This window comes from Niveispirillum sp. FG156 (assembly GCF_057809555.1).
In genome coordinates, this window is sequence record NZ_JBMDKE010000098.1 from 1 (window position 1) to 581 (window position 581).

At 63.3% G+C, this 581-nt stretch carries 1 protein-coding gene; it reads right to left on the reverse strand.

Translation table 11 applies throughout. The features are described 5' to 3' along the window. The coding region (locus tag ACODSP_RS28225; RefSeq protein WP_488968827.1) for an ISAs1 family transposase at nt 1-581 on the reverse strand (581 nt) is incomplete at both ends.

Below are 581 nucleotides of genomic sequence, written 5' to 3' on the forward strand. Positions count from 1 at the left end.
GCCGGGAAGCTGGGTTGATCGGTGTATCGCCGGTCTGAGAAGAGCCAGCCGACATCATGACAGACCGTGTGACGACGGATTTCGAGGCGTCCATGGTCATTGTCCGTGGTTTCGCATGTGTCGGCGATCATGTCCGGAGGCGGATCATCGAAGAAGCGCTCAACATCCTGATGGGTGGCGGGTCTGTTGGCCTTGAGGGCCAGCAGATAGTCACCGCCCTTGGCGCGGATGGTTTCGGCGATGGCTGTCTGGGTGCCCATGGCATCAATGGTGACCAGGGCACCGGTGAGTTCCAGGCGCTCCAGCAGCAGCGGGATGGCGGTGATCTCGTTGGACTTGGCCTCGGTCGCTTCCTGGCCGAGAACCAGACGCTGACGCGCCGCCCAGGCCGACACCAGATGCAGCGGGCTACGGCCACGCGCCCGGTCGTGGGTCCGCCGAGAGGTTTTCCCGTCGATGGCGATGATGTCGGGGGCGTCGTCGCGCAAGGTTTCCACCCAGTTGGCAAAGCATTCCTTGAACAGCTCCGCGTCCAGCCCGTTGATCACGTCATTCAGCGTGTCATGGGCGGGAATGCCCCG